Annotated in this window: 30 protein-coding genes; 11 read left to right on the forward strand and 19 right to left on the reverse strand. The window is 56.4% G+C overall.

The annotated features are described in order from the left end of the window. The first annotated feature begins 196 nt into the window (after nucleotides 1-196). The 5 genes from BUC08_RS23560 to BUC08_RS23575 all read left to right on the forward strand — a co-directional run bounded on the left by BUC08_RS23560 (nucleotide 197) and on the right by BUC08_RS23575 (nucleotide 3,992). Nucleotides 197-1,081, forward strand: a complete 885-nt coding sequence (locus BUC08_RS23560; protein ID WP_073194608.1) for an ArdC family protein — start codon at nucleotides 197-199, stop codon at nucleotides 1,079-1,081. Between the two features lie 519 nt (nucleotides 1,082-1,600). After that, entirely contained in the window at nucleotides 1,601-1,768 is a 168-nt protein-coding gene (locus BUC08_RS24720; RefSeq protein ID WP_156024903.1) for a hypothetical protein, read from the forward strand. A gap of 46 nt (nucleotides 1,769-1,814) precedes the next feature. After that, entirely contained in the window at nucleotides 1,815-2,120 is a 306-nt protein-coding gene (locus BUC08_RS23565; RefSeq protein WP_037240913.1) for a helix-turn-helix transcriptional regulator, read from the forward strand. Then, complete coding sequence (locus BUC08_RS23570; protein ID WP_037931623.1) at nucleotides 2,117-3,007, forward strand: reverse transcriptase family protein; 891 nt, start codon at nucleotides 2,117-2,119, stop codon at nucleotides 3,005-3,007. The genes BUC08_RS23565 and BUC08_RS23570 overlap by 4 nt, the downstream gene beginning before the upstream one ends. Nucleotides 3,008-3,026: 19 nt before the next feature. Next, entirely contained in the window at nucleotides 3,027-3,992 is a 966-nt protein-coding gene (locus BUC08_RS23575) for a toll/interleukin-1 receptor domain-containing protein (protein WP_037931625.1), read from the forward strand. Nucleotides 3,993-4,042: 50 nt separating this feature from the next. On the opposite strand, the gene BUC08_RS23580 is transcribed toward BUC08_RS23575, so the two are convergent. The 9 genes from BUC08_RS23580 to BUC08_RS23620 form a co-directional block, all read right to left on the reverse strand. Further along, a complete protein-coding gene (locus BUC08_RS23580) occupies nucleotides 4,043-4,549 on the reverse strand; it encodes a hypothetical protein (RefSeq protein WP_073194611.1) in 507 nt (168 codons plus the stop codon). A gap of 61 nt (nucleotides 4,550-4,610) precedes the next feature. Further along, nucleotides 4,611-7,151 carry a DEAD/DEAH box helicase family protein gene (locus BUC08_RS23585; RefSeq protein WP_037931628.1) on the reverse strand — a complete coding sequence of 847 codons (2,541 nt, stop codon included), beginning with the start codon at nucleotides 7,149-7,151 and terminating at the stop codon, nucleotides 4,611-4,613. Continuing rightward, nucleotides 7,144-8,799, reverse strand: a complete 1,656-nt coding sequence (locus BUC08_RS23590) for an Eco57I restriction-modification methylase domain-containing protein (protein ID WP_037931631.1) — start codon at nucleotides 8,797-8,799, stop codon at nucleotides 7,144-7,146. Before BUC08_RS23590 ends, BUC08_RS23585 begins: the two co-directional genes overlap by 8 nt. After that, nucleotides 8,796-9,446: an N-6 DNA methylase gene (locus BUC08_RS23595; RefSeq protein ID WP_037931635.1), complete on the reverse strand. Its 651-nt coding sequence runs from the start codon at nucleotides 9,444-9,446 to the stop codon at nucleotides 8,796-8,798. Before BUC08_RS23595 ends, BUC08_RS23590 begins: the two co-directional genes overlap by 4 nt. Before the next feature lie 89 nt (nucleotides 9,447-9,535). Beyond that, nucleotides 9,536-9,751 carry a type II toxin-antitoxin system BrnA family antitoxin gene (gene brnA, locus BUC08_RS23600; RefSeq protein WP_037931637.1) on the reverse strand — a complete coding sequence of 72 codons (216 nt, stop codon included), beginning with the start codon at nucleotides 9,749-9,751 and terminating at the stop codon, nucleotides 9,536-9,538. Further along, the gene (locus tag BUC08_RS23605) at nucleotides 9,738-10,001 is read right to left on the reverse strand and encodes a BrnT family toxin (protein WP_037931641.1); all 264 of its coding nucleotides are present in this window, start codon (nucleotides 9,999-10,001) and stop codon (nucleotides 9,738-9,740) included. Before BUC08_RS23605 ends, brnA begins: the two co-directional genes overlap by 14 nt. Before the next feature lie 164 nt (nucleotides 10,002-10,165). After that, nucleotides 10,166-10,417 (reverse strand): WGR domain-containing protein, encoded by a 252-nt coding sequence (locus BUC08_RS23610; protein WP_037931687.1) that lies wholly within the window; start codon nucleotides 10,415-10,417, stop codon nucleotides 10,166-10,168. A gap of 5 nt (nucleotides 10,418-10,422) precedes the next feature. Next, nucleotides 10,423-11,052 (reverse strand): tyrosine-type recombinase/integrase, encoded by a 630-nt coding sequence (locus tag BUC08_RS23615; RefSeq protein WP_051694706.1) that lies wholly within the window; start codon nucleotides 11,050-11,052, stop codon nucleotides 10,423-10,425. 166 nt (nucleotides 11,053-11,218) lie between these two features. After that, on the reverse strand, nucleotides 11,219-12,403 hold the full coding sequence (locus tag BUC08_RS23620) for a hypothetical protein (protein ID WP_037931648.1): 1,185 nt from the start codon (nucleotides 12,401-12,403) through the stop codon (nucleotides 11,219-11,221). 111 nt (nucleotides 12,404-12,514) lie between these two features. Here BUC08_RS23620 and BUC08_RS23625 point away from each other — a divergent pair, with 111 nt between their 5' ends. Both BUC08_RS23625 and BUC08_RS23630 read left to right on the forward strand, forming a co-directional pair. Then, nucleotides 12,515-12,766, forward strand: coding sequence for a type II toxin-antitoxin system Phd/YefM family antitoxin (locus BUC08_RS23625; protein ID WP_037931651.1), 252 nt, complete (start codon nucleotides 12,515-12,517; stop codon nucleotides 12,764-12,766). Continuing rightward, entirely contained in the window at nucleotides 12,763-13,029 is a 267-nt protein-coding gene (locus BUC08_RS23630) for a Txe/YoeB family addiction module toxin (protein WP_037931654.1), read from the forward strand. The genes BUC08_RS23625 and BUC08_RS23630 overlap by 4 nt, the downstream gene beginning before the upstream one ends. A 60-nt stretch (nucleotides 13,030-13,089) precedes the next feature. Here the strand turns inward: BUC08_RS23630 and BUC08_RS25065 are convergent, their stop codons facing one another. The 8 genes from BUC08_RS25065 to BUC08_RS23665 all read right to left on the reverse strand — a co-directional run bounded on the left by BUC08_RS25065 (nucleotide 13,090) and on the right by BUC08_RS23665 (nucleotide 19,861). Then, nucleotides 13,090-13,557 (reverse strand): hypothetical protein, encoded by a 468-nt coding sequence (locus BUC08_RS25065; protein WP_156024904.1) that lies wholly within the window; start codon nucleotides 13,555-13,557, stop codon nucleotides 13,090-13,092. 451 nt (nucleotides 13,558-14,008) lie between these two features. Next, on the reverse strand, nucleotides 14,009-14,635 hold the full coding sequence (locus tag BUC08_RS23640; RefSeq protein WP_234973794.1) for a phosphoribosyltransferase: 627 nt from the start codon (nucleotides 14,633-14,635) through the stop codon (nucleotides 14,009-14,011). Continuing rightward, nucleotides 14,619-15,314, reverse strand: a complete 696-nt coding sequence (locus BUC08_RS23645) for a DNA-processing protein DprA (protein WP_224769591.1) — start codon at nucleotides 15,312-15,314, stop codon at nucleotides 14,619-14,621. Before BUC08_RS23645 ends, BUC08_RS23640 begins: the two co-directional genes overlap by 17 nt. A 97-nt stretch (nucleotides 15,315-15,411) precedes the next feature. Further along, on the reverse strand, nucleotides 15,412-15,711 hold the full coding sequence (locus tag BUC08_RS24490) for a hypothetical protein (RefSeq protein WP_132953151.1): 300 nt from the start codon (nucleotides 15,709-15,711) through the stop codon (nucleotides 15,412-15,414). Continuing rightward, nucleotides 15,656-16,327, reverse strand: coding sequence for a ParA family partition ATPase (gene parA / locus BUC08_RS23650; protein ID WP_037931658.1), 672 nt, complete (start codon nucleotides 16,325-16,327; stop codon nucleotides 15,656-15,658). The genes BUC08_RS24490 and parA overlap by 56 nt, the downstream gene beginning before the upstream one ends. 59 nt (nucleotides 16,328-16,386) lie before the next feature. Next, nucleotides 16,387-17,415, reverse strand: coding sequence for a replication initiator protein A (locus tag BUC08_RS23655; RefSeq protein ID WP_037931660.1), 1,029 nt, complete (start codon nucleotides 17,413-17,415; stop codon nucleotides 16,387-16,389). 317 nt (nucleotides 17,416-17,732) lie between these two features. Next, on the reverse strand, nucleotides 17,733-19,577 hold the full coding sequence (locus BUC08_RS23660; RefSeq protein ID WP_051694707.1) for a type IV secretory system conjugative DNA transfer family protein: 1,845 nt from the start codon (nucleotides 19,575-19,577) through the stop codon (nucleotides 17,733-17,735). Next, the gene (locus BUC08_RS23665; RefSeq protein WP_037931669.1) at nucleotides 19,574-19,861 is read right to left on the reverse strand and encodes a hypothetical protein; all 288 of its coding nucleotides are present in this window, start codon (nucleotides 19,859-19,861) and stop codon (nucleotides 19,574-19,576) included. Before BUC08_RS23665 ends, BUC08_RS23660 begins: the two co-directional genes overlap by 4 nt. 216 nt (nucleotides 19,862-20,077) lie before the next feature. Between BUC08_RS23665 and mobQ the strand changes: the two genes are divergently transcribed. Both mobQ and BUC08_RS23675 read left to right on the forward strand, forming a co-directional pair. Next, complete coding sequence (mobQ, locus tag BUC08_RS23670; RefSeq protein ID WP_200796239.1) at nucleotides 20,078-21,382, forward strand: MobQ family relaxase; 1,305 nt, start codon at nucleotides 20,078-20,080, stop codon at nucleotides 21,380-21,382. A gap of 26 nt (nucleotides 21,383-21,408) precedes the next feature. After that, nucleotides 21,409-21,801 (forward strand): hypothetical protein, encoded by a 393-nt coding sequence (locus BUC08_RS23675; protein WP_143186820.1) that lies wholly within the window; start codon nucleotides 21,409-21,411, stop codon nucleotides 21,799-21,801. A 32-nt stretch (nucleotides 21,802-21,833) separates the two neighbouring features. Here the strand turns inward: BUC08_RS23675 and BUC08_RS23680 are convergent, their stop codons facing one another. Together BUC08_RS23680 and BUC08_RS23685 are read right to left on the reverse strand one after the other, a co-directional pair. Further along, nucleotides 21,834-22,121, reverse strand: coding sequence for a DUF3892 domain-containing protein (locus tag BUC08_RS23680; protein ID WP_037275356.1), 288 nt, complete (start codon nucleotides 22,119-22,121; stop codon nucleotides 21,834-21,836). 102 nt (nucleotides 22,122-22,223) lie between these two features. Further along, nucleotides 22,224-22,487 carry a DUF3892 domain-containing protein gene (locus BUC08_RS23685; protein WP_037931675.1) on the reverse strand — a complete coding sequence of 88 codons (264 nt, stop codon included), beginning with the start codon at nucleotides 22,485-22,487 and terminating at the stop codon, nucleotides 22,224-22,226. A gap of 107 nt (nucleotides 22,488-22,594) precedes the next feature. Here BUC08_RS23685 and BUC08_RS23690 point away from each other — a divergent pair, with 107 nt between their 5' ends. After that, on the forward strand, nucleotides 22,595-22,918 hold the full coding sequence (locus BUC08_RS23690; protein WP_037931678.1) for a helix-turn-helix domain-containing protein: 324 nt from the start codon (nucleotides 22,595-22,597) through the stop codon (nucleotides 22,916-22,918). 10 nt (nucleotides 22,919-22,928) lie between these two features. Continuing rightward, nucleotides 22,929-23,696, forward strand: a complete 768-nt coding sequence (locus tag BUC08_RS23695; RefSeq protein ID WP_073194614.1) for an ImmA/IrrE family metallo-endopeptidase — start codon at nucleotides 22,929-22,931, stop codon at nucleotides 23,694-23,696. Nucleotides 23,697-24,003 lie beyond the last annotated feature (307 nt).

Consider the following 24,003-nt stretch of genomic DNA (forward strand, 5'->3'; position numbering starts at 1 on the left):
GCAGGCGCGCGGTTCCCTCCCAAATTCACGCCCTCCACCCGGTTGTCACGGCCCCGCCAGGCCGCAGGACGGGCTTTGCCCTTACCTGCTCTGCCCTTCGGAATGCATGGGCATTCCAAAGACCAGAACAGGAAGGCCCGCCCATTGGCGGAAAGGGGAGCAGACCCGGACCGCGTCACGCGAAGGAGGGTCACAAATGACCGCAGAGAAGTTTGACGTTTATTCCCATGTCACAAATCAGATCATCGCGCAGATCGAGGCCGGAACGCCGCCCTGGCGCAAGCCGTGGACCGGTGGCGGGGCATCGGTCAGCTTGCCGGAACGGTTCAACGGCGAAGCTTATAGGGGCATCAATATCCTGATGCTTTGGGCGACAGCGATGGCCAAGGACTACAGTTCAGCCCGCTGGATGACGTTCAATCAGGCCAAGCAGCTTGGGGGTCATGTCCGAAAAGGTGAGAAATCCGCCACCGTTGTGAAATACGGCACCGTCGAGCGCGAGGACGAGAACGGCGAGGAGCGCCAGATCCCCTATGCCAAAGCCTACCGCGTGTTCAACGCCGATCAGATCGAGGGCCTACCCGCTGAATTTTACATCCTGCCCGATCCGCCGCGCGATCTTGGCACCTTGGCCGATCCCGCGTTGGAAGCGTTCTTTGCCGCGAGTGACGCGCAGATCGACAGCACCGAGGAGCCGCGCGCCTATTACAACATCAAGACTGACCGCATCCACATGCCGCCGATCGCGACGTTTCACAGGGCTGCAGGATATTACGGCACCTTGGCGCATGAGCTGACCCACTGGACAGGCGCAACAAAGCGGTTGGACCGCTTGGGCCGGTTCAATGATCGCAAAGCCTACGCGTTCGAGGAGCTGGTCGCGGAAATCGGCAACTGCATGCTTTGCGCGCAGATCGGGGTGGAGCCTGAATTCGACCAGAGTGCGGCCTATGTCGAAGGATGGCTGGAAGCGATGAAGGAAGACAGCCGCGCGATTTTCCGCGCCGCGTCCGAGGCGCAGAAGGCGGTGGACTACATCATGGACCGAACCGCGCGGGCCGACCGGATGGCCGCAGAGTAGCAGCCCGCACCACCAAAATGATCGAGGCCCCCGTCAGCAGGCGGGGGCCTTTTTGCGTTATGGCGCGATCTTGGTCGCAGGCGGTTTTAGGGTGACCTGTCGGCGGGCAACCTGAAGGCTACCCGCCGACAGGCCCGGCGCTTCGCGCCGACGGGCATGAATGCCCAGACACCTGAAGTCGTATAGTGATAGAGTGCCCCCTTGAGATAGGATAAAAAATCGCTCTTAGCGATCTTGTATCGCACAAAGAAGATCCTATCTATGTTTTATCGGTATGCCGGGCTTCGGTTCGGTTCGGAATAAAATCGCTGTACTTAGGGTCGGTTCACCGATCCGTGGAGGGGCTAGTTCCCTCTGACGCCTACCCCCCAAGCGGCCCCTGTGGCGGCGGCGGGGCGGCGGCCCCCCGGGCGACCCCGGGGGGCCAGCATAAGGGATAAGGACGGTCTCTCCGTTCCTCGCGCTGGTGGCGACACCCTTCCGCAATCCTGCGGCAGGGCCAGCAGAGGAGGCCATAACATGGCTTACGACACCGACGAGACCAGCCAGCGTGGGACACGCGAGACAAAACGGAAGCGCAAGCCGACGTGGAAGTCTCGCCTGTTAAAGGGCGCATTCTGGGTAGCCTGGGGGATGGGGAAACTCTTTGACCTCATCGAATGGCTGTCCCGGTTGTCCGGCGACTAACCGCGCGACCCTTAATGTTCGCATTTTGGCGAAAGGAGGACCGAGAATGTTAGGTGAAGCACTGAGATTGATCCGGGTCTTCCATGACCTGAAACAGAACGAGTTGGCGGAACGCCTCGATATTTCCCAATCGCACCTTTCTGATATCGAACGATGCCGGAAAGTGCCAAGTCAGGAAATCGTTGCACGATACGCCGAAGAGTTTGATCTGCCAGTCAGTTCGATCTGGTTTTTTGACGAGAAACTGACAGAAGGCACGACGCCGGGCGCTATCGAGAAAGCGCGTGGGGTTGTCGCTGACAAGATACTTGATTTTCTGAGGATGATCGAGCGGAAGCGAGCGTCATCATGACGAAGCGCCGCGACAAGTCCTATGCCCTCGATCAATGTGCCCTCTATCGGTGCAGCACACGCAAAAAGTTGTTCAAACTATTACAGACCAGTTCCGAGAAGTTTGCCGAGTTGAAGGCCGCACCCGATCTCTACAAGCCTCTGCGCAAGAAGAAAAAAGACGGAACATTCCGTCCTGTCCTTGCACCACGGGGCGATCTGAAGCGTATTCAACGGCGGATCGGAGAGTTGCTGCTGCGGGTGGAAACTCCGGACTACCTGATGTCGCCAGTGCGCGGTCGCTCGAACATCGACAATGCCGCACGGCATCGCGGTGCAGCGGCGTTCCATCTTCTCGACATCGAAGATTTCTATCCGAGCTGCACAGCCAGCAAGGTAGCATGGTTCTTTGGCAAATATCTCGGGTGCCCTCCCGACGTAGTGAAGGTCCTCCTTGATCTCACAACGCTGAACGGGGTTCTGCCAGCCGGAAGCCCTGCCAGCCCATCGCTGGCCTTTTGGGCCTACGCTGACATGTGGGACGAGATTGATCAGCTGACCCGTGATGCCGGATGCCAGGTTAGCGTGTATGTCGATGACATAACAGTTTCTGGGCAAAGCGTTCCCGGGGTGCTGATCCATGCGATCAAGGAGCGGCTTGCCCACCATGGTCACAGCTTCAAAGCGTCAAAGGAAATCGGACAGATTAATGCGCCGGTCGTCGTGACGGGCGTCGTGGTGCGAGATCGAACGCTTCTCATGCCAAACGTCCAGCATCTGGAGCGTCATAAACTGAGGGCAGAGGTCGCGAAGCTGCCCGAAGGATACGAGAAGGCTCAGAAGATGGCCTCCCTAATAGGGCGTGAAGGTACCGAGCGACAAATCTTGGCGCGCAATAATTTTCACTGATTTTCAATGATGGATTTACATGACGACTGTTTTCTTTTCCTACTGCCACGCTGACGAAGCACTACGAGACCAGCTAGAACGCCAGCTTAGAATCCTTCAGCGTCAAGGCCTGATAGAGACCTGGCACGACCGCCGTATTGAGGCTGGGCAGGACTTCGCCGGTGAGATCGACGCGCACATTGAAGCCGATGAGATCATCCTACTGCTGGTAAGCCCAGATTTTCTAAACTCTGACTATTGCTATGAGATCGAGATGACCCGTGCGCTGGAACGGCACAAGGCGGGAGAGGCCATCGTGATCCCGGTCATTTTGCGCGATTGCCTCTGGCATGGCGCACCCTTCGGCAAGTTGATGGCCACGCCAACGGACGGCCGTCCGGTCACGCAATGGCCGGATATCGACCATGCATTCCGTCTCGTCGCCGAAGCCGTTCAGGCAGCAGCAAAGCGCATAGGTAATTCACAAGCGGTCACCAGGCCGTCTGCGGCACCCAGCAACATACAGAATACGCAGTCAGTCAACAGATCGACACCGGATCAAGTGATCCGGTCAAGTAATCTTCGGGTGGCCAAAACGTTCACGGATCGTGATCGTGATGCATTCCAGACTGAGGCGTTTGATTTCATGGCAAAATATTTCGAGAACTCGCTTTCTGAATTGTCTGTTCGTAATCCCGAGATTGACGGGTCTTTCCGCAGGCTTGACGCAAATCGCTTCAGCGCTGTTGCCTACCATAACGGTCAGGCTGCGAGCCGCTGTACCGTATTCATGGGGGGGCGGCATATGGGGGGCATTGCTTACACAGCGACCGAAAATGCAGACACCAACGGGTTCAATGAGAACCTAACCGTCGAGGCCGATGAGCAAACCCTGTATCTGCGGAGTATGGGGATGGCACACTTCGGCCAAAACAGAGACCAGAAGTTGACGTTTGAGGGTGCGGCAGAAACTTACTGGCAGATGTTTGTGCAGCCACTTCAGTGACAACTGCGATACCTTCAAAGGTTTCCGTTCTCTTTTTTCTGATGTTTTCATCAAGGTTGCGAAACCTGCTTGGCGGGATGACGGAAGATCACGGGCGCGAGGCCAGTCTCAGGATCATTCTCGTTGAGGACAATTTTCCATGTCCTAAATACTGCTTCGATGGGTGACCTGTCAGGCTTGGTGCCTGTCAGCGGACAGTTGACTTTGCTCTTCATGGGCCCCCGGGACTGAAATGCGCATAAGCCATAGGCACCGTTCCACATGATGATGTCGCCAATTTCAGGTGAGGCATAGCCTCCCATTTGGATATCCCCAGTGGGGTCGAGCACCAGCTTCCAGTTCTGGCCATACGAGAGGCAGAGGTCAGGTCTGTGCTCCACATAGTGAATACTGAATAGGTCATCGCCTTGGTCATGCATTGTAACGAAACCAAGATCGTCATCGAGTTTGATAACAAGCATGGCCAGTTCAGCCCCTCTGCCAAAGTTGCAGAGACCAATTTCTCCCACTTCGAAGTCGGCCATGGGCTTGAGAGTTGTTGAAAATAGAACTTCCATAAGATCACCTAAACTGGCTGTATACACGGCCAACCATGCTAAAAATCGTAGCGATTAACCCTTATTCTCGGGCGACAACGGTATTGTACAGGCCATAACTCGATAGGCCTTCATGACTATCAATCCCAGTGTAATTCAATGACGCATCTTCGTATCGGCGGAAGGCGAAGACCGCCTGATTCATCTGTTCTGTGTTGAATACTTTAAGTCGAACCAGGAGATGAAAATCTTGGACTGTCAGGCCGGTGACCGTCCGAAATAGCTCGGGTTCGAGCTTGGTGATCACATCCTGAAGGGTGTTTTCACGGAAATCGGTCAGGTACATGAACGCAGGAATACGAGTGGCAAACTTGATCAGTTTTTCCTGGACCAACTTTCGAGCGGACTTGTATTCCTTCTCTTCAGCGGAGAGCTCTTTCTTTTCTTTTGGGGTCAGGTCGCGCTCTTTGGCCTTTGCCTTCAGGTCTTTGACCTTCTCGCTCTTGTTGATAATGGTCTCAATGACGTTGTCGCCCAAGGCACGCCAGCCTTCGATGCGTTCAACAGCGGCCATCGCTTCAGGGTTATCCATGATCTTGCGAAGGGTTTCGTTATCCACGTTGACCAGCAGGGCGCTTTCCCATTTCCGGGCCAGCAGTGTCGCAGATGTTCCCGCCATTGCGATGTCGAGGATACCGCCCGCGTCAACCTGGTACATATTCGCGCCGTCATAGGCGAGCACCGGCAGAAACGACACAAGCTCTTTCACCGCGTTCTCTGGATTCGCTTCGTTGGGTGATAAGCCGATCCCATATTCCGACAACTGCCGCAGGGCACGCGTTGGCGCGAAGTCGAACATGAAGCACACGGGCTTCAGGATTTCTTCTTCATGCGGGTTGTCCCCGTTGGGGTTCTTGATGGACCAGGGCGACTGCACCCGGAATGCCGCCTGAAAATATGTCTCGGGAGATTTCAGGTTTCGCAGCATGAGGATGGAGGACCACTGCTTGACCGTGACACCCGTAGTCAGCTTACCGCACGACAGGGTTATGCTCTTGCTATCAAAGCCACTTCCGATCGCGCGTCGCACGGGAGGAAGAGCCTCAAGCCCGATCCCGGCGCTCGCGCCGGCGGCGCTGATGACCTTGTACTCATGCCAGAACGTGTTCTGGCGCTCTGTCAGTAGGTTTTCCATTGCATGACAGGCGGCCACGTTTGGCAAAAACCAGAACGAGTGTTGCAGGTAGGGCAAAAGCCTCACGTCAGAATAGGGGAACGGTGGTCGCGTTCCAGTCTTCAGGCTATCTACCGCGCCTGGTGCATACTGCCCTCGGATGATGTCCAGCCATTTTTGAACGTCACTCTTGTGCTTGAACTGCGCTTTGCTTCCGGTCCCCGTGGCGGCAAAGAACTCGTTCAGATCGAACTCGTCAAACTCTCCGGCGCTGGCAATGGCCAGCAACTCGTCGGGCATCTGATAGGTCAATAGCCTCATCTGCGGCAGGGAACCGTAAGGGTTCCACTGATCTGGGTGAGCGGCTGCGAAGGCAGCTTTTGCGCGTTGCTCGTCGGTGTAGGTCCAGTTGAAAATCTGCTCTTCGATGAATTCGCCCGTGGACAGGGCCTTGAATGGCGTCCCTGAAAGATAGAGATAAGCCTTTGTCGTGATCGGCAGAAACTCGGTTTCAGGCTCCAGCGGCTCTTGCAGGTCCGCGATCCGGTCCTTCAGCTTTTTGGCGTCTTCAAGCCGGGCTTCCTCGCGGGCGATCTCATCTTCTTCCCCTGCGAACAACTCTTTCGCTGTCTCGCGCCATGCGCCGAAATGGTATTCATCAAAGACCACCAGGTCCCAGTTTTCGGTGTGGAGCCATTCGTTCTTGGCCTTGATGTTGCCGCGTGCATCGCGGCCCAGAAGGTCCTGAAACGAGCCGAAATAGACGACCGGTTTGTTCCGGTCGATCTGTGTCGGGTCGCCGCCGGTTTTGACTGACAGATACTGCCAGCCGTCAAAATCCGCGTGGTTTTCCAGATCGCTTTGCCAAGCGTCTTCGACGGCTGGCTTGAAGGTTACCACCAAGACGCGTTTCGCCCCCATCTTCTTGGCGAGCTGATATGAGGTGAAGGTCTTTCCGAAGCGCATTTTGGCGTTCCACAAGAAGCGTGGAACGGCGTGCATGTCCTCTTCCCAGCGGGAATGATAGTAGGCGTGGGTTTGCCTGACGGCCTCTGCCTGTTCTCTACGCATGGGGAAGGTTTGATGGTGCGTGCCACTGAACCGCAGGCCGGTACGCAGCTCTGTCAGCACAGTATGGACATCGGCCAGGGTGCAGCGCATCCATTCCAGGCTTGTGTTCTCGATCCCCTTACGGATCAGCGCGGCGCGCACCTCGTGATCGGTAAAGATGGTGCCATCATCGCGTTCAGCGGGTTCGTCCAGCTCGATCCGGAAATTAGTGATCGCTGCCGTGCGTAGCTGTTCTGCTACCCGCCGCTTTACATCCCGTGTTGTCTGACCAACCTTCAGCAGGCCTTCATGAGCCCCATCCGCGATGGAATAAGCATAAATGCGGGGCCGCGCCTCCGGCTTTGGGGAGAGGATGTCGTCGATGGTGGGCTTATGCATCGTCACCGTCTTCAACAGCTACTTCACCAAACAGGTTACCTACCAAATCCATGGGGCGGACGATTTTCTCAATGAAAGCAATTTCATCGTCTGACAGATCATACTTCGCGTAGAGGTCCTGATCTGTCCAAATTTTCGTCCAATCCTGTGTCGGTACGAAGGTGTAGACTTTGCGCGTGGTATCCTGTGATGGCTTGTGCAAGAGGATGAGAAACCGGGTCAATCGGCAGGACAAGTAGGATAGAACGCTTTCAGCCTCATCCTTTGTTTCCAATGGCCCAATACATAAATAAGTTTCGGACGAAATTGTTGCTGGCTCACCAATAAATGGTGTGCTGATAATACGATGAGGGTAGGTGTCACGATTTCCCGTTCCCGGTGCAGCTCGCCCAGTATAAACTTTCCATTTGTCGATGTACTGCAATCCGTTTGGGATGTTGCTTCGTGCAACGTATCCAGTACCGCCGTTCTGATAAATTTTCACATCATCTGTGTCGCCGGTCTTCTTTCCCTTAAACGTTGTTTCCAGTCCAAAAGGCTTTCTAGAGCTGACCAATCTGTCGAACCTTTTGTCCTCTGGCAGCGAGAGCACAGCGTCTTGACCGGTTTCAACCTCCAATACTTTGTGAAGAATAGAAACCCCTTCATTGAAGCGGATGAATACATCTGCTCCAGATTCCAGCAAAGGCCTAGTTGCCGTTGAAACCGGCCAATCCTTAAAGTTAGTGGATACTCGACATGGGCCTGGATTATTATTGCTCCAAAGGAAATAGCACACGCCCCCTTTCAAACCGACCCCTGGGAATACGTCTGCAGCGCTTAGAAAATCGTCGATGGACCGAAGACGATTATCTGAGAGCATGGATTCTCGGAAGTCATCCAAGCCCTTTCCACCTGAAAACCATCGAGACGGGATAACCATGGTCAAATAGCGTGGTTCAAGATTTTTGGCTTGCTCAACAAACTTCTGATAGATTGGAGCAGCGCTTGTCCCGTGACCGCCATCATCCAACTGATATGGCGGATTACCTATGATTACATCGAATTGCATGTCGCCTCCAAACAGCTCGGCGATCCGAGTCTTGATGTTGTCTGTGTGTATGAACGCATACGCGTGGGATTCGCGGTCTTCGCCCCGGTCCAGCGTCGCCTTACTGGCCCCGCAGTATTTGCATTTGTCTTGCGCGGTCCAAGTGTGCTCTGTCCGCTCGAACCAGATGTTTCCGGTCTCGCTGTTGAACCGGCGCGTCACGGAGTGTTTTCCGTTAGCGAACTTCGAGCAATAGACGCTGCGCCGCGCCATCAAGCTTGTTAGTTGGGTGGTTCCAATGCCAAAGACTTGCTGGGTCAGGATGTGGTCCACCCGCTCCTGAAGGTTCGGAATCTCGCTTTCCAACCCCATGATTAGTCGTTTTGTGATTTCCCGCAGGAACACACCTGACTTTGTGAAGGGATCGAGGAATTTGACAGTTTGGTCAGCCCAGATATCTGCGCCATCATGATCTGCCGCCCAAGCTGCCGCCACGGTGTCCAGCATCCGGTTGGCGAATTCTGGCGGGGTGAACACCTCATCGTTCGACAGGTTCGCGATACAGGTCAGGACATCCGGGTTGCGCCCGCGTAGGGCAAAGCCCTCTTCAATATTCATGCGGCCTCCTGCGGGTTGTCGCCCCGTGCGGCCAGATCACGAACGGTCATCGGCGGGTAAGTCTTCGTGGGCGTGAAAATCTCATGCTTGCCGAGGTGAGAAAACAACGTTCCTTCGGCGCTGAACGCTGACGAGCCTGTCAGCACGTCTAGCCTAAAATCCCGCCGCTGGAACTTGCCCTTGCCCAGATAGCCCCACTCGGAAAAGGTGATCGGCGCGCCGTCATACCCCTTCATCGACAGGGCATCGCCCTGGATCAGATTCAGAGACAGCACATGGGAAGCGGCCCTGTACAGATCGTCGGTCTCGTCGATCCGCAGGTAATCGGCCAGCACTTCGAGCATGTTGGCGCGGCATTCGATAATGTTGTCTTCCAGAAGCTCAATCCCGTAAGCGCACATAAGGGCAAGCAGCGCGTATTGCCGCTTTTCAAATTCGGATTTCCCGAATTTCAATTCGACTGCGCACAACTTCCGCTTCAGCACTTTTACAAGGAAATTGCCGCTGCCGCAGGCTGGTTCTAGAAACCGCGAGTCGATCCGTTCCGACTCTTCTTTCACCAGATCAAGCATAGCATCCACCATCCATTCCGGAGTGAATACTTCGCCATGATCGGCTACGCGTTTTTTCGACTTGATTAGGCTCATGGTTTATTCATGTCAGCAGGCAAAGCTTTATCCAAGGGCGTATTGATTTATTTGGCAAAATGCCGGGCGCGATCGGGCCAGCGCGCACCTCACTCTAGGCGTTCAGCGATCCACATCTTGATCAATGCCTGACGGGTGATGCCGAGCTTCTGGGCCTGCCGGTCCAGGCCTGCGACGACCCAGGTCGGGAAATCCACGTTTACCCGCTTAGCCTCGACATTGAGGCGGCGCGCCTTTGTCCAGTCGACATGGGCGGACATGTCTTCGCCCGCCTCAAACCGTTCGTCGAATTCAGTCGCCTTCATAGTGGTCAATCTCCTGCTTTCGAGCGCGGCGCACGGAGATGATCCGCACCCGGTCGCTCCGGTATGTGTAGACAGCTGTCCAGTGTCTGGCCCCGATCATGCCAACCGCCAGAAAGCGTGGCTCATCCGTGACGTTGGCAGGGGCCTCGATCAGATAAGGATCATCCCAGAGAGCCTGGGCCTCATCAAAGTCGATCCCGTGCTTTTCACGGTTTGCGGCGCTTTTGTCGGGGTCATACTCGAACTTCATGAAGGGCAATATATGTTGAAAATGGTATAATTACTATACTTTTCAGCCGCACTACAATGACGAGATTTACTCAGCTAAAAAGCAGCAACGCCGCCCGCATGTCCTAAGGACATGCGGGCGGCGTTGCTGGCCAGTCAAGAGGCTTGTGCGTGTCCGTCACGCTATCATCTGAACATCGCGAGCTGCTGAGGCTCCATCCAGTAGCCTCGCTGACGCTTGGAGGCTTCCAGTGTGACCAGCGCCGCGACAGCCTGGTTCTCGTCCTCGAACCAATCCATCCGAACCTGACCGCCCTGCCCTATGCGGCCCCATTCGCGGTAGAGCGTCCATTCGCCAAACAAGTTCGGCATGACCGCCATCCGGTAGAACCGGGCCATTTTCTGCGCAGGCTCGCGTTTCTCAAGATAGGTCTGCATGGCCGTCACAAGTGATACTTGCGCGCAATTTCCAAGGCTTCGGCCTGTTCGGTGCCGATGTATTCCTTGGTACTTTCGATGCTGGCATGACCGAGCAACAACTGAGCTGCGCGCAAGTTGCCGGTTTGCTGATAGATATGGGTTGGGAAGGTCCGACGCAGCGAATGCAGGCCGTAGAGGCTGGGATCGAGGCGCGCCTTTTCCAACCAAGACCTAAACAACCGCCAGAGCTGGCTTTCGCTGAGGTGGGTGTGGGACCACCTTGCCCCCTGCCCCGTGAACAACCAGCTGTGCAGCGGCTTTTCAGATGCGGTGAGATAGGCGCGCAAGCTGTCGCGCGTGCCCGAGGAAAGCCGCGCCTGGACCGGACGCGCATTGCGCGTCTCGGTTTTCTTCTGCCGGATTTCGACGATCTCGCGCACGCCTGCCGGTGTGGCCACATCCGAAACCCGAAGGCGCACCAGATCCGATCCTCGGAAACTGGTATCGAGGGCCACGTTGAACAGCGCCAGGTCACGCAAGGCTTTCTCCTGGCGCAGGATCATCCGGATCAGGGATACCTGGTCGGGCGTCAGCGGGGGTTTCTTGCCCACCACACGGCCCTTGTTCCAGGTGGTCTGGGCGGCAGCTTTCACGGGCAATCCTTGCGAGGTTATATGAACAGAATACCCACAAACCTTGCATGATGAAAGTAGCATGTTGCGAGATGGGGCACTTTCTCCTTATTTTATTGAGTTTTCAGCTTGGGTGCCCATGCGAGCTTTTAATGTAAAGCTCGCATGAAAGTTGCAAACACCAAAATCAGTCAGAGCTTATCGCCTCAAAAAACCCTTTCAGACCATTCTGGAACGGATCGAGCGCATGTGTTCGCTCTTCGGCCCAGACGATCCAGTCGCTGAGGGGTCTACCTTCAATGTCGGCATCCCCCTCAATTTGCAGACGGCGGCGCAGCTCTTCGATGAATGCCAAAAGCCGATCGCGCTCCCGCCAGTTTTCAGCATGGTCCTGAAACCGGCTCCAACGCCTGTGATCAATCTCTTGTTGTCTTTGGCGCTCACGACGTTCTGCTTGCTCTTGCTCATAGCGGCGATGTCGCTCCTCACGCTCTCGCGCGGCCTCTGCCAAAAGTGGCCCTGCCGCGATAATCGCGCTAACGATATCGGGCAGGATAATCGCCATTTTCTTCTTGGACGTTTCAATCCAGTCGCGACTACGACCATTGACATAAGTGTCGAACCTCACGCGCAGGAAACCAGAGGAAACAAGGCCTGTTTGGTGGTGATGAGGAAAGGCCGTCCACTTCCCTGCCCCCTCCATGATCTTTGTCGCCCTCGACATTTTCTCAGCGATTACGCACTTGAGCTCTTGATCGCTGACAAGGAACGTCACCTTGCCTGTAAGCTTGGCTTCGCCGATTTGTCCCCCTTGCTTCTCGATCGCGCGAAACAGGGTGCTTGTCACCCTGAAGCGATATCGGTCACGCGCAGTGAGGTCGCTGATATGAGGAAGTGATCCTCCCCAAAAGTCGCGCGACCGTTGCCGGTTTTCCGCTCGACGGCTCTCCTGTAGCTGACGGTGCTCTGCGACCCATGCCTTCACCTTCGGGTGCAGCGCTCGCATATGGTCAAGGCTTTCGTCGTCTTCATCGAAGGGTGGTAGTTCCGCAACGGACTCAGCGTCGCGAGATGGGACGGACGCAGGTACTTGCGGTTTACCACTGCCCCGCGCTGACTTGATTGAAGGGGAGGTCTTTTGGGGCGGTTCGAATGACGGCAAAGGAGGCATTTCAGGAGCACGGCCAACGGCCTTTTTCTGCCAGTAGCCCAAGGGTGGCGTAGGAATTTGGCGCTTTCGACAAAGAGCGGCCAAGCCTGGCCCGTTCGTCGCGAGTTGGGCACCAAGCTTGCTCATGGGGGTCTGCCAGACCAGTTCGTAAAGTTCCTCGCGAGAAATTTCCTCTGCGGGGCGGGTAACGATGTCATCCATGTGAGCCCTTTCTCTTTCGTAAATTCTCCATGAAATTGACTGCCGCCTTCGTACCATCCCTTTACTTGTACTTAATATTGTACATATAGAGGGGAGCAAAGGAGAGTCGACATGGATGTTATGACCTACTCAGACGCACGAGCTCAACTGAAGGGCGTCATGGATCGAGCGATCCACGACAAGCAGGAAATTGTTGTGACGCGCAAAAAAGGTGAGTCCGTCGTGGTTGTATCCTTGGAAACCTGGAACGCCGTCAACGAGACGCTGCACCTCTTGTCCACACCGAAAAACGCATCCCGCTTGCGCGCGTCAATCGCGCAACTCGATGCTGGAACTGGCGAAGAGCGTGAGCTTACCGAGTGAAGCTGGTTTTTTCCGATCAGGCCTGGGAAGATTATCAGTACTGGGTCAGCACCAACGACAAGGTACGTGACCGGATCAACGAGCTGATCAAGCAATGCAAGCGGACCCCCTTCAAAGGAACCGGCAAGCCGGAACCTTTGAAGGGAGATCTGACCGGCTGGTGGTCACGGCGGATTTCTCAGGAAGATCGAATGGTCTACCGGGTTAGTGGTACTGGCGACGGCCAGAGCCTAGAGATTGCACAACTGCGGTTTCATTACTGAATTTCCTGTCTGTTGCTTCATGGAGATGGTTGTGAACAGAGCGGGGGCGTAGCCATAGCTCTATAGCTTCTCGCCAGTTTTGCTTTCGTGCCATTCGCGTATGCGCATGCATAGAAGGCCGACCAAAGGTGCTTCGAATAAGGGAATAATCGCATCGTCTGGCGTAAACGAAGGTGCTTCGTACTGGTCCATCGACCATGTACCGATAATCTCTCCGTCACGGGTCACGACTGAGCCATCATCGCAGAGATTGATCGGATAGATCAAAGCTCCATCAGACGGGACGCCGTAGCGCTGCCACGCTTCTCGAAGCGAGTCTCCCGTCAGCTGCGTTGGAGGATCAAGCGGCTGCAACTCGGGCCTCGGCTCGCGCTTCCCGGTTTTCCTCCGTTGTTTTCCCTGCCGCCAAGGTGGTGAAGGGTTTTCAGCTGCGCGCTCCATTTGCCGACGAAGGTTTTTCTCGTCAAAAGCCCCGCCTGCACTGAGCTGATCCTGAAAGACAGCAGCGTAGCCGATAATCTCTGGCATCCGTCCCTCGCTCGCAGGGATGCTTGGGATTGATGTGTTGAACTTCGGGGCGAAGGAACGGATGGCCGTGCTTTCCCTTTCGTGCATCTCGTCAGGTGGGCAGGGTGCCAGAGCGAGAGACCACGGCAGTGAGACGTCAGAAACACGGTGGTAGAAACGGCCCAAGCTATCAATTGGTCGCTCCGTCAGGTCCCATGACTGCCCTATGTAGACAATCTCCTCCGCGCAGCCGATCAAGTAAACGCCGCTTCTCTGCTTAAGCCCAGTGTAAAGAGCATTCAGATCTCGATGTGGATTGCGGACAAAGACCTGCCGTCTCCATGCCAGGAATTGTTTATGGTTATTCAGCATCTATGCCTATTGTCAGTCAGTCTGTGATCATCTTTCGTAATTTGTCTTTATAACTCAATTCCCATTTCCGCCACATACCCACAAACCCACATCTTTTCATTTATGGGTCACGGTGGGTCTTGCCGGATGGGTAGCCAATGATGGTGCCTATGGCCGGATCAACAATTTTCTCAATGTCTTCTTGCAGGCCTTGCGTCCGGATCATTGCAAAAATACGAATTTCTGCGTCCGGGCAGACAGCCCGAATGAGTTCCGCGCAAGCAAAGCTTGTCCGTCCCATGGTCAGAACATCATCCACGATGGTGATCTTGTTCGGCACGAAGAATGGTCTCTCTGCCTCGATGCTTTCCAGGTGAATAGGGACAAGTGGTCTTTCCGCCGCCGGTGAATTTGACGAACGCGGTATAGCCCTCGTTCTTTTCAGATAGGTTTGTACATCTTGGCCGAACCCGTGCTCGTGCAACACGTCGCAGATCACCTTGGCAGGCCAAAGCGCCCCATCGGGGAGTGGCGCCGAGCGCGGTACCGGCACCAAGGTGACATCAGGCCCGAGAAAAGGCCGCAGAGCGTCCGCCTTCGAGTCTTGCAGGTGCGGAACGGTCGAGGCGATGACATTGACCCGGCCAGCCTTGATCGCGCCACAGGCTTTTCGGGAGGTTACAGACAGCTCCGAGCTACCGCGTGGGGAATAGTTGGCGAAGGTGCCATACTCATAGCTCGAAGGCACGAACGCCCCCAGCAGTGTAGTTCGGAATATCGAGCAAGATATCGGGTAGGTCTTCACGGCGCAGGATTTGTGCTCCGTACTCGATGAGCTGCTTCGGCCAAGTTAGGTTCGGATTGGTTGCGACGTTCTCAAGCAGGTAGAGATCGCGGCCAAGCCGGATAGCTTCCCATCCCTGGTGGCGGGTCCCGCTCTTCTCGCTTGCTTCGATCACGATGGTTGCATCGCAGATGAGCGCCATCGTCCGGTTGCGGCGCGGGAAATTCTCGCTCTTGCCTGGATAACCTTCGGGAAACTGGGAAATCGCTAGGTGATCACGCTTGATCTCTTCAAGTAGACCGGCATTCGTGGCCGGGTACGCCTTGGATAAGGGCGTGCCGAGCACAGCTATAGTGCGCCCGCCCTCTTCTATCGCAGTTCTATGCGCCACTGTGTCGATGCCTTCGGCTAGGCCGCTGACGACAATGATACCCTGCTGCACCAAGGCACGAGTGACAGCCTGTGCTCGTTTGATGCCGTCCGGGGTGGCTTTTCTTGAGCCGACAATCGCCACGCGCGAGCCTTCGGTCAAAAGCGCGGTATCACCCGCCGTGTACAACACGTCTGGTGCGTTCTTTTCCTCGACTGGGCCGAATGGCCCAAGGGCTTCTCTCGTTCTCAGCTCTGCATGCATTCTCATCATGCGGTGACGTTTCTTGCGCCGCCGCCCTCCCCTTTGTTTTTAAGCCACAAATCCCGCCTGCGCAATATTTCACACAAACCCACATTTGTGCTTTTGTTCATTTGCGGGTTATGCCCGCATCCTCTTCCAATTCTTGCGTGCGCTGTTCAATGAAGGCTTGGAGTTCACCTACCATTTTCCGATCCGTCGCACTGCACGCCGTTTTGAATCGCGTGTGCAGGCTCGCCGGAAGATCAAGGCTCAGGCGCTTGGTCGGCTCATCCGGCATGGTCTTCGCGACCGGCTTGTCTGCCCGTGTTGTGTCATGCCCTGCTCCACCACGTTCAAACGCGAGGATTTGGTCATCCGTTGGCTGCTGCTTCGGCTTCGGAGCCGCCGAAAATGTCTTCTTCGACATACCGCTCAATCTCTTTCGTTAGTTGGTTGATCTCGCGGGCCGCATTGCTATCGCCAGCCCACTCGAAAATCGTTTGCCCCATGGTCATACCTTCAGCGAAGGCCACCCGTTGCTCGATCTCACTTGCTAGGATTGGCAAACCCGCCTCGGCAGCCATGTTGCGAATATCTCGCCCTATGACAGTTTTCCCTATTTTGCGGGAAACCACAAACCCACATTTGAGGGAAGGCTTGAATTCCTGCGCTTCTTTGACTTGACGCACTGTCAGGTCAGATGCCCACGTCGAGAGACCGGACGGTTCGATGGGCAACGCCACAAAGTCCGATGCAACAATACAAGATCGGGCAATCTCCTCCGCGTGCGGCGGGCCGTCGATGATGGTGTGAGTATAGTCTTGGGCAAGCTTTAGCGCGTCCCGCGCCATGTTGGCCCGTGCCATGCTGACAACCTGGAAGGGCGCATCTTCGCGCAGACTTGCCCATGTTGTGGCCGAGCCTTGCTTGTCAGCGTCGATCAGAAGCACCCGGTGGCCTTGGCGTGCCAGACAGCCCGCCACGTTCACCGATAGGGTGGTTTTGCCGACGCCGCCTTTTTGGTTCAGGAAAGATATGATCATGAGTCCACCTCACCACATTAGTGGGAAAGCGTAAAGCCACAAACCCACATTTGTGCGTTTTAATTCTGGTATGCGCCTCGCTTATTGCAGAAGGCCAGAAAGTGCTTATCGGCATCCTTCACGTCGATAGCCTTGTCATGCACCCATGACCGCCACTCGTTTTCCAGCACGTACACGTCCCACCCGGGCGCAAGACGCCGCGCCTCATCATGTGTATCTGGTTTTCTGAACCGCAACGCTAGGAAGGAGGGGGCGATCACCGCCTCAGCCCCCTTGGGGCGAAAGACAACATTATCGCTTTCGATGCTCATGGTGTAGTCGGGAAGATGGTCGTGTACCGCGTCATCTTCGATGATCTTCGAAATCAATCGCCTGAATTCTTTCGTGGTTGAGCCCGACCCGCACTTGTCGCGCAAGAGTTCGAGCCCACACTTCCACTTGGGTTGTGCGCCGCAATGCTTACGGGCCAGTTCATAGAGTCGCCGTTCAAGCGGTTTTCGGAGGAAAAAATACTGCTTGTTCAATGTCAGAACATGATTGTTCTCGATCGCATCAAACACCCAATCCGACAGTGTGATCTCGACATCCTGCATCCGACCGTCACGTGTCTCCCGAACGATTTCCGCGGACTCGATCAGGCCGAACACTTTAAAATATTCCTTGCCACCTTGGCGGATATTCGTCTCGATCTGCGTGCCTTGCAGACGTCGCAGCGCATCCTTCAAGAGCTGGTAGCCTTGGCCCGAGGTCTGACGGTTCGTCGCCACCAGCAAATCATGAGCCTTGAACCGCATCGACCGGTTGACTTTGCGGCCTTCATTGAGCGCAGCCATGCACTGACTGATACAGTAGATCAGCACGTCACGGTCATGGACTGTGGCCAGCCCGTAGCGTGACGGTGAGACCTCAATCGAATTATCACCATTCTGGTAGCGTCGCGGTTTCATGTCCGGCTTGGTCGAGAGGGTAAACACAGGATGTTCCATCGAGGCCATGTCGCCCTTCGGCACCGCATCCACAATGTCGCAAACGAACAGGTCTTTTTGCGGATGCCGGTCCGGCAGGAGCGGGGAGCGTGCATTCGTCATTTCACACACCCTCTGCTCAGCTCACGATTCGTCATTTCACACACCATGACTCACTATCGTCATTTCACACACCGATCGTCAAGAGTCGTCATTTCACACACCAACGGCCTGTGGATAACTTTGCTAACCTATCGTCATTTCACACACCCAGATTCGTCATTTCACACACCAAGCTTCGTCATTTCACACACCGGCCTTCTGGAAAACACTATTCGTTTCAAGGTGTTGTTGGACATTTTCCAAGGTGTAACTCTATTATAACTCTATTTAACTCCCTCAGAACGCGAAACCTTTAACAAAATTCCAACGCACAACTTTCAACTCAGGGGGTTCTGGTCAAACCTTCCCCGGTAGAGCTTGCTCTTGAAATACACATTTTGCTTTGCCTTGAGCGGGTTCCGGTTGCCTACCAACAGCAGCAGATCGTCTGCCTTCATGCCAGTGATTTGTTCAGCCGTCATGAGCTTTTGACGTTGCTCCGAGTAGGAAAAGTCACGACCCTCGTTGGGGGCCTTTCCCTCTCGAATTTGCTGAGAATAGACAGTGTTTTCTCCGAGGTGGCGCGCTGCCCATTCAGCGGTTTCGATATCGTTGAGGTTGAAGACGCGCTTGGTGATGCAGGAGCCAAAGATCGAACGGGCATCGTTTGGCCCATAGGCCTTTTCGACCTGACCAGTATCCTGGGTAACGAACAGCGCTTCGACACCGGCCCCAGCGGCAACGTTGGCGATGTTCATAATCTGCTCCATGCGGCCCATACGCACGAATTCATCGAGAACCAGCAGGATCGGGGCCTTGACCTTGCGCCGCCCGTCCTGACGCACGACCGTGCCCAGGACAAGGTTGATGAACAGGCGCATGAAAATCGCTTGCTTGTCCACCTGGTCAAGCGGCACCACGATGAACAGATCGACCTGATCATCGAGAAGATCATCCATGCGGAAGCTGGACCCGGCCAGAAAGTGGCGCATGTTGTCGGACTGCATCCACTCGAAGGCTTTCGAGACCGCCGTCTGAATCGACCCTCGTTCTCTGTCACCTGCGCGCAGGATCGTGGCAGCAGTCTGGGCAGGGCGGTGGCCAACAAGGTCGGCGTTTTCGGCCCAGGCCTCAAGCGTGCCGTCAAGGTTTGCTGTCAGAAGCAGATCGGCGACGGCGATCAGATTGCGCCGGTTGGGTTCTTCCTGGGTCACGATCACTTCGATCGCCGCCGCGACCAGCTGGCGGGCCATTTCCGAGAAATGCGCCCCATCGCCTTGTTCCGGTTTGACCAGACCGTCTGCAACCAGGGCCACGTCGCGCGCCAGCTCATGGGGGCGGATGTAGTCGAGCGGGTTGAACTGATCCTTTCCATCCTCGACGAGGCCGAAGGGGTTGAGGACGGCCACCTTGCGCCCGAGCTCTTCCCGGTGGCGGCGCGTGACGGCGAAATTTTCGCCCTTGATGTCCAGGACGACGACCGGCCCCTGGTGGTCGAGGATCGCCGGGATCACGGCGCTGACGCCCTTGCCGCCGCGTGTGCCGGAGACAACGAGGTGATGCCCGCCGCGCCATCCCTTCGCACCGTTCTTGACGTAGCGCAGGAGCTTGCCCTTGTGCAGGGCGAGGGGCAGGCCGGTCTTGTTGCGCTTCAGCTGGGCCACGTCACGCGGGTCCATCCATCCCGCTTGCCATGGGCCGGTGCGGGATTTGCGGTTGCGGCCAATGCGCGGATTGAAGATCGCCACCAGCGGGGTGCTGACGGCGACAGCCACGCCAAAGGCCCCGAGCGCGAAGGAGATCGCCATGGCCTGTTTCTGAGGATCAGAATACCGCGCCAGCCCCTTGAGTCCCTCCCAAATGGCACGGGGGAGGGGCCAGCCAGCGCCCGTCCATGCCTGGATAGTTGCCAGTATGTCGCTGAGCGGTCCTCTGAGGGGTGTCAGAGCGGTGAGGGCGGCAGCACATAGGCAGACCCATGCGAGGAGCTTCAGGGACCACCTCAGGCGCTCTGCGGTAGTCCCGAGGGTGTCGAAGATGGTGGCCACGGCGATGATCGGGAAGGCATAGGTGGTCATCGGGTAGATCGCGACCGCTTGCGGAGCGAGGATCATGGCGGCAGCGGCCAGGATCACAGCGCCGATCATGATCACCCAGTGGCGGGCTTCCAAAACAAAACTCATGACCGGTCCTCTTGCGTGTCAGGAAACAGAATCTGCCAGAGCCCCCGGTCGCGGTCCCGCTGGGTCAGGCGGTCTGGCAGGTCGCGCCGCACGATGCTCTGAAGAGCAGGTTCGGCGCTCAAACGGTCGAAGACCAAAGTGCCCAGGAGCCATTTGAGGCGGTCTTCGTCTTTCTTCTGCGCGAGACGCCGCCTTGCATCGAGTGCGGCGATCTGAGCGTCGAGCTGGGCTTTCTTCGCGGTCAGCTCTTCGATCCGGGCGTCGGGATGGCGGCTTTGGGACATGGGGCAACCTCGGGAATAACAGGGGCGACTGTAGGGACGGATTGATAGCTTGAAAAGTGATAAATGCGCGCTTATACATTGTCTTCGACAACGTGCGCGTCCTCATGGGGGGTAAACCCCCCGCGCCGGACGGCTTCCCCCAAGGCGGCAATGCCGCCTGGACGAGGGTTTCACCCTCGCGCTCCCGACCAGCGCAACCAGGCGCTGGACCCTGTTTTGAAGAGAGGCGTCCCAAGCGTGGCGATCTACCATCTCAGTGCAAAAGTGATCAGCCGGGCAGGGGGCCGTTCATCTGTCGCAGCCGCCGCCTACCGGACGGCTGGGCGGCTGCGGGATGAGCGGCAGGGGTTGGAGCATGACTACAGCCGCAAGGGCGGGGTCGTGCATTCCGAGATCATGGCCCCCGAGAACGCCCCCGACTGGATGTGCGATCGCGACCAGCTCTGGAATGCGGTCGAGGCGGTCGAGAAGCGGCGCGATGCCCAGCTTGCCCGCGAGATCGAAGTGGCTCTTCCCCGCGAGCTCGATCGCGGGGAGCGCCTGGAACTGTTGCGTGGTTTTGTTCAGCGCGAATTTGTCGATCGCGGCATGATCGCGGACGTGGCCGTTCACGAGGGCAAGGCCCGTGATGGCCAAGGTCAGCCCCATGCGCATGTCATGCTGACGATGCGTGAGTTAACCGGCGAGGGGTTCGGGAAGAAGGATCGCAGCTGGAATGCGCCGGATCTGCTGATGGGCTGGCGCGAAGCCTGGGCGCGGGATGCAAACACGGCCCTTGAGCGGGCAGGGCGGTCGGAGCGGATTGACCACCGGTCCCTTGATCTTCAGCGCACTGAGGCCGAGCAACAGGTCGAGCGGGCGCGCGGGGGCGGGCAGGAAGAGCTGGCGCTTGAGCACGAGAAGAAGGTGGTCGAGCTCAGCCGGGAGCCCGAGCCAAAAATCGGCCCATCGGCCAATGCCCAGGAGAAGCGCGGGATTGTCACCGAGCGCGGCGACGCCTTCCGCGCGACGCAGGCGCGCAATGCACAGCGCCTGGAGTTGGGCTGGCGGCAGCTGGAATTGCGGCTTGAGCTGATGGAGCGGGGGCGCGCCTTCATTGCCACCGCGCGCGAGCGGCTGGATCAGCTTTGGGGCCGCGCTGAAGCGGCGATGTCACGGATCAAGGAGAGAGTTATGGGCGAGGTCGAGAGGCCGCAGGCTGGTGCCGAGCGGGGCGATATGGACGCGCGCCGGGCGGCAGTGTTGGGGCGCGACGTTGATCGGGCGGAGGTACAAGCGCCGGATGTCGGGCGTGAACGCGCTACGCCGGATGATCCTGATCGGGAGCGTCTGAACGCCATCCTTGGGCGTGGGCGTGATATCGGGCTGGAACGTGATGCCGCCGCCGTCGAGCGGGACATCGTCGCCCGTGATGGCGAGGGCCGTGACCAAGGGCGGCGGGATGACATTCTCGGGCGCGGGCGTGATAATGCGTCCGAGCGCGGGCAGGGCCGAGATCGCGACAGAGACAGAGAACGGTGAAAGACGTTTGCGGAGGGATGGCCAAGATGAAGAAATGGCGCGTTGTTCTGGACGCCGTGAAGGCCCCGACCTGCGGTGACTGGGTTGCCGTGAGCGGGCTTTGCCCAGGTGAGGAAGAAACCGCGCGGTTCCTTTTTTTGGACGGGACGGAGGCAGATGGGTTCACGTTCCTCGATGCCCCACAGGAGCAGGTTGGCGACTCTCCCAGTGGCGAGCAGGTTCCGTGGCTGCACTTTCCAGACTGCATGGAGATCGTCGGAGTGGAACGTCAGGACTGGCGACCGCCGAGCTGGCCGCACGACAAGACGCTGTGGCGTCTGACCCTGGTAAGCCTGCCGTCGAATGTTGAATTCGAGAAACGGCTGTTGATTGGTCAAGAAAGCAGGCGTGGTGTCCTGAGCCGGTTAGGGTTGAGATAGGCCAGGCACTTGGGTGTTGCGCACCCCAAGGCCTATTTGCAGCGCGGCAGACTCAGGAGGTTATTCGGTTCGGCTCCATCGGCCTCGGTTTTCAGATATTTCTTCCCATTCCGCGTAGCGATGATGACCCAGACCGAGTTGCCATTGACGCTGGTCCAGAAGCGCCAAGTGCCATCTTCGATACCTTTGATGGCAACATCGAGCTTAATGCACCAAGGACCACCACTCTTGGAACCAGTGGCTCCGCCGATGCTGTCAATACGCCGGTCAGAGTCCGCACCGTCTGGAATAATACAGGTGATCTGATGATCCTGTGGCATGGGATAAAATCCTTCTTTTTATGACATTCTAGGATGCCAGGTTAAAACGGACCCGCAGAGGTAGATGCTATCTGCGAGCCCTGATGTTGTAGGGGCATAGCCTTAGCAATCAGGGAGATTGTCCAAGTTGTTGCTCGACGACTTATCGGCGGTCGAGCGGAGGTATTTGCCGGTCGTTCCGTTCACCACGGTGATGTCGACACGGGACGTGCCAGCCTGCTGGACGTAGTAGGTGTGCGTGCCGTTTTCGATATCGCGGATCGCGTCAGCCTTCAGCCGTGGGGACCATGCCTCGCCCGATTTGCAAAGCTTGGTGATGTCGCCGTCCTTGTCTTTTCCCGACGCGGTAACTTTTCTGTCAGCCATCTTTCCGTTCTCCATTTTGGTTTACATAAGTATAGCTAGTACTACACTTGAGATCAGATATAGTGATCGCTATACTTCTGTCAACCCGCGAACAGAGAGAATCGTGCATGTCAGAAAAATTTGGCGAAAAGCTCAGAAAAATCCGAACATCCAAGAACATGACGCAGGAGGAGCTGGCGACGGTCCTTGGGTCTTCAAAGGCATATGTCTGGCAACTCGAAAACAAGAAGAATGCCAAGCCGTCCGCTGAGTTGTTGCTAAAAATCGCAAATCATTTTGGGGCGTCGCCAGAGTTCTTCTTGGACGATACGCAAGACGAGCCTTCTGACCGACAAATCGAGGATGCCTTTTTCAGAAAATTCCATAAGCTGTCTGAGAATGACAAGCGTACGATTGAGAGGATAGTTTCAGGTTTTGACGACGACGATTAGCCGCCCTCCGATGAAGGAGGCCAACCGCCTTACAAGGCTCTGGCAGGACCACGGCCCGAACACTTACCCACTGGATATTTCAAAGCTCATTGATGGCGCACTTCAGAACAGCGATTTTGGCGGCGAACTGAAAACCAAGATAGGCAGCTATGACTCCTTCGAAGGGTGTCTTGTTAGAACAAAGAACACCGACAAGTGGACGATTTTGCTGAACTCGGAAATCGAGAACAAGCGGCGTCAACGGTTCACATATGCCCATGAGTTGGGACACTTCATGTGCCATCGGGGTTTGCGGGATCGTTTCGAAGACAGCGATGATACCCTGAACGATTTCAGGGATAAGATAGAAACCGAGGCCAACGTATTTGCGTCGTGGCTACTTATGCCTGCCAACCTTCTCAGAGATGAGTTTAGCGGGATTGGCTGGAATACGGATTCCCTGTGCGAGATAGGAAACCGTTTCGAGTGCTCACTCCAGGCGAGTGCTTTGCGGTTTGTCGGGCTGTCCAGCAAGCCGGTTGCATTTATCGTGTCGCGCGATGGAATGGTTGTTTGGGGAAGTAAAAGCAAATCAGCTCCGTACATATCAGCGTTTTGCTTTGGAGATGAACTTCCCAAAGCCTCCCACGCTCTTACAGCCCACCTCAATGGTGAATCCTGCACATTGCCGCAGGATTCCGGCTTTGCTTGGAATGAGTTTCGAAGCGCGAATGAGAGCCAGTACTTCGATTATTCCGGGCGGGGATATCAGTACACATGCATTGAGTTTGTCGGATAAGTTGATGAACCCCAATGACAAATCAGCCATAGAAATTGTGTGATCCCGGCAGTGTGCCGGTCTCGCTTTGAGCGATAGACAGGGCCGGTGATCGACGGGCTGACGCCCGCTCACCTCGACCCTGACAGTTTCCAAATCCTTTGATCCGCCTGCCATCCCGGCAGGTCCGGGAAAACCGGCAAGCGCCGCCCATGGCGTCGGTTCCGGTCGAGAATTCCGGTTCCTCCCACGCGCAGGCGCGCGGTTCCCTCCCAAATTCACGCCCTCCACCCGGTTGTCACGGCCCCGCCAGGCCGCAGGACGGGCT

Source organism: Pseudosulfitobacter pseudonitzschiae, from assembly GCF_900129395.1.
Lineage (GTDB): Bacteria > Pseudomonadota > Alphaproteobacteria > Rhodobacterales > Rhodobacteraceae > Pseudosulfitobacter > Pseudosulfitobacter pseudonitzschiae.